Genomic DNA, 3,662 nt, shown 5'->3' with positions numbered 1-3,662 from the left:
GGCTGTAAGCGTTTCAGCCCGTCCGGCGTTTGAGGACCGGGGGTTCGGGGGCGGAGCCCCCGAGTCTGTGACGGGACGGGTAGGGGCGGCGGGGGCGAGGGAGAACGCCCCTACCGGGGCTCCGGGGGCCGCTGGCGGGGCATGTTCGGCCGCGCGCCCGGCGGCAGGGGCGCCCGAGCGACCGGCGCGGCATCCCGCGCGGACCCACCCCCACCCCCCTGAAGCGCCAGCGGAGCCACCCCCGTCCGGAACTCCACCATCCAGTCCGCGGTCTCCACCCGCACCAGCTCCGCCACGTCCTCGGAGAACCGCCGCAGCACGGCAAGGCATCGCTCGGCGGCCTCCCCGGCCGTCCCCTCGGCGGGCCCGAGAACCTCCCGTACGCACTCGGACGCCCAGTCGAACTGGAGTACCTGCAGCCGCCGCTGCACGGCCTGCGCGGTCGCCACGTCCCGCATCCACCCGGACGTCACTCCGAAGAACCGGTCCCCCGCGACACAGGCGACCGCCACCAGCAGGGCCAGATATCCCCAGGCGGCGCCCCCGCCGAGCACTCCGGCGAGGTCCAGCAGGGGCAGTCCGGCCCCGGCGAGGGCCCCCGCGGCGGCCCCGGCCCGCAGGGCCCGCGCTCCCCGCCGCTTCCACACCCGGTCGGCGAGGTACCAGTGCGTGGTGGTGAGCGCTCCCGCCTCCACCCACCGGTAGAGCTCGTCCAGCCGCTCGGCCGGCTCACCCCAGTCGCCGAGCGGGAAGGTCCGGCCCATCAGATCGCCGGGTTCCACGGGACCGTCGCGCCGACCGCCCGGGGCCGGCCCCTCGGGCTGCATGTCCGGCTGGCTCACCCGACGCTCCCTCGCTGTGACGTTGTGTGACGGTGACGATGACGGTGGTGTGGCGCGTGGTGCGGATGCGCCGCACCCTTACTACCGCCCCATGGGTGGTGACAGTCCTGCTTTCGGGGCTTTTCCGCTCGGATGTGGGTCCTGATCAGGTATAGACCAAGTCGCCCTCTCACTCGAAAGAGTGCCGAAGCGACGGCCCGGTAGACCACGTAGGCTCGTGCCAAGGCGGAATTCACGCCGGAAAGCCGTATCCGAAGGCAGTACTCACCGCAGTACTCACAGCCGTACGAACCAGGAGCTGATCGTGATTCCCGGTGGTGGCCAGCCCAATATGCAGCAGCTGCTCCAGCAGGCCCAGAAGATGCAGCAGGACCTCGCGAACGCCCAGGAGGAGCTGGCGCGCACCGAGGTCGACGGTCAGGCGGGCGGCGGTCTGGTGAAGGCGACGGTGACGGGCTCGGGCGAACTGCGCGGCCTGGTCATCGACCCGAAGGCCGTCGACCCCGAGGACACCGAGACCCTCGCCGATCTGATCGTCGCGGCGGTCCAGGCGGCCAACGAGAACGCCCAGGCGCTCCAGCAGCAGAAGCTCGGACCGCTGGCCCAGGGGCTCGGCGGCGCCGGCGGCATCCCCGGCCTGCCGTTCTAAGTCAACCCGGCGGTCCCTTCTAAGAAGGCCGACCGCCAACTACCGTACGTACGAAGAGAGCAAGCGCGACTACGGTACGTACCGAGTCCGTGGGAACAGGAAGGCAATCCGTGTACGAAGGCGTGGTCCAGGACCTCATCGACGAGCTGGGGCGGCTGCCCGGCGTCGGTCCCAAGAGCGCGCAGCGGATCGCCTTCCACATCCTCCAGGCGGAGCCGACGGACGTACGCCGTCTCGCGCAGTGCCTCATGGAGGTCAAGGCGAAGGTCCGCTTCTGCGCCACCTGCGGGAACGTGGCGCAGGAGGAGCTGTGCAACATCTGCCGCGACCCGCGCCGCGACCTCTCGGTCATCTGCGTGGTCGAGGAGCCGAAGGACGTGGTCGCCGTCGAGCGGACCCGCGAGTTCCGGGGCAAGTACCACGTGCTCGGCGGCGCGATCAGTCCCATCGAGGGTGTGGGCCCGGACGACCTGCGCATCAGGGAGCTGCTGGCGCGGCTCGCCGACGGCGCGGTCACGGAACTGATCCTGGCCACCGACCCGAACCTGGAGGGCGAGGCCACGGCCACCTATCTCGCCCGCATGATCAAGCCCATGGGCCTGCGGGTCACCCGCCTCGCCAGCGGGCTGCCGGTGGGCGGCGACCTGGAGTACGCCGACGAGGTCACCCTGGGACGCGCCTTCGAGGGAAGGCGGCTGCTGGATGTCTGAACGACTGGTTGATGTAGGGGAAGTTCTTGAGGAAGGCCGGCTTCTAGATGTCTGACGCCACGCTGCACGCGACCGATCCCGACCCCGACGACTTCTCGGTCCAGATCGCGGATCAGATCGAGAGTTTCCTCGTCGCGGTGACAGAGGTCGCGAGAGGCGACGAGCCGGACTCGGCCGTCCCCTTCCTCCTCCTGGAGGTCTCCCAGCTCCTGCTGGCCGGCGGCCGTCTCGGCGCCCACGAGGACATCCTTCCCGACGAGCGGTACGAGCCCGATCTGGGCCCCGAGCCGGACGTCGACGAGCTGCGCGAACGCCTCGCCGAGATGCTCGACCCGGTCGACGTCTACTCCGAGGTCTTCGACCCGTACGAGCCCCGTAAGCCCCCGGTGCCGGCCCGTATCTCGGACGATCTGGCCGATGTCATGGCCGATCTGCGGCACGGCATGGCCCACTACCGGGCCGGCCGCACCACCGAGGCGATGTGGTGGTGGCAGTTCTCGTACTTCTCGAACTGGGGCTCCACGGCCTCCGCCACCCTGCGCGCCCTGCAGTCCCTGGTGGCGCACGTCCGGCTGAACCAGCCCCTGCAGGAGCTGGACGGCCTGGACACCGACCAGGAGCTCAGCGAGGACGCCCTCGCGGAGGAGGCCGGCCGGGTGATGGCGGAGGAGATCGCGGGCCCGCTGGGTCTGCGCGAGGTCAAGTGACGCTCGGTTGAGCGTGTGCGTGCGGGGCGGGGGGGGGGGGGGGCGCGGGCGCAAAGGTCTGCTCCGGCGCCGCCACCGGCTCCGGCACCGGTGCGTCCACGACCGGGCCCGCGCCCGCCCTGGCAGCAGTACGGCGCATTACTCGATGACCAGTTCTTCGAAGACGATGGTCACGGTCTCGGTGAGCGCGGAGGCCTCGCCGGCCTTGAGCGCACTGGCGTCGATCTTGGAACACCAGGCGTTGCGCATGTTGTACCGCTTCACCGGGTTGTTCTGGTAATCCATCATGATGATGGAGGCGTTCTTGCGGGCCGTGCTCATCTGACCGGCGATCGAGTCGTTGATCCACGTCGTGAACGCCGGGGACTGGGTCATACCGCGCACGACCGTGCACTGCCCGTCCTTCTGCACGCCGGGCATGAGGCTGACCTCGGGCCTGCCCTGCGCCGAGTTCGACAGGTGCTTGATGACGTCCTGTTCGATGCTGAGGCCGTTGACCTCGGCGAGGTACTCGACCATGACGCCGTCGATCTGGAGACCGAAATTATGTGAAGTGAGAGCGTCACCCGGGCTGAGACTCATCTGTTCTCTGTCCTTCTGAGGGTTCTTGTCGTTGTCGTACGGGTCGGTGCCGTACGAGGAGGAGCAGGGGGGCCCGGGGCGGGGGGGCACCCGGCGGGGGGGGGGGGGGGGTGGCTGGTCCACACGCACTCAGCGGGGGGAGGAGGAAAGGGGCGGGCGGGAGAGGTCGAAC

General features: G+C 70.0%; 5 protein-coding genes. 3 read left to right on the top strand and 2 right to left on the bottom strand.

Annotated elements, in window-relative coordinates:
* Positions 1-110: 110 nt before the first annotated feature.
* A complete protein-coding gene (locus ACFVH5_RS43210) occupies positions 111-842 on the bottom strand; it encodes an SLATT domain-containing protein (protein ID WP_385839169.1) in 732 nt (243 codons plus the stop codon).
* A 304-nt stretch (positions 843-1,146) separates the two neighbouring features.
* Between ACFVH5_RS43210 and ACFVH5_RS43205 the strand changes: the two genes are divergently transcribed.
* From ACFVH5_RS43205 to ACFVH5_RS43195, 3 genes are all read left to right on the top strand, one after another.
* A complete protein-coding gene (locus ACFVH5_RS43205; RefSeq protein WP_385839167.1) occupies positions 1,147-1,491 on the top strand; it encodes a YbaB/EbfC family nucleoid-associated protein in 345 nt (114 codons plus the stop codon).
* Positions 1,492-1,601: 110 nt separating this feature from the next.
* A complete protein-coding gene (gene recR, locus ACFVH5_RS43200) occupies positions 1,602-2,201 on the top strand; it encodes a recombination mediator RecR (RefSeq protein ID WP_189773119.1) in 600 nt (199 codons plus the stop codon).
* Between the two features lie 47 nt (positions 2,202-2,248).
* Positions 2,249-2,908 (top strand): DUF5063 domain-containing protein, encoded by a 660-nt coding sequence (locus tag ACFVH5_RS43195; RefSeq protein WP_384815305.1) that lies wholly within the window; start codon positions 2,249-2,251, stop codon positions 2,906-2,908.
* Between the two features lie 138 nt (positions 2,909-3,046).
* On the opposite strand, the gene ACFVH5_RS43190 is transcribed toward ACFVH5_RS43195, so the two are convergent.
* A complete protein-coding gene (locus ACFVH5_RS43190) occupies positions 3,047-3,490 on the bottom strand; it encodes a phage tail protein (protein WP_143640089.1) in 444 nt (147 codons plus the stop codon).
* Positions 3,491-3,662 lie beyond the last annotated feature (172 nt).

The sequence above is a fragment of the Streptomyces sp. NPDC127119 genome, from assembly GCF_042677425.1.
Taxonomy (GTDB): domain Bacteria; phylum Actinomycetota; class Actinomycetes; order Streptomycetales; family Streptomycetaceae; genus Streptomyces.
This window is presented reverse-complemented; position numbering and strand designations above follow the sequence as displayed.

What these genes read in the sequence shown, in the direction of transcription:
- ACFVH5_RS43195 (WP_384815305.1), top strand. Translation starts at nt 2,249, where the DNA reads ATGTCTGACGCCACGCTGCACGCGACCGATCCCGACCCCGACGACTTC.
- ACFVH5_RS43190 (WP_143640089.1), bottom strand. Translation starts at nt 3,490, where the DNA reads ATGAGTCTCAGCCCGGGTGACGCTCTCACTTCACATAATTTCGGTCTC.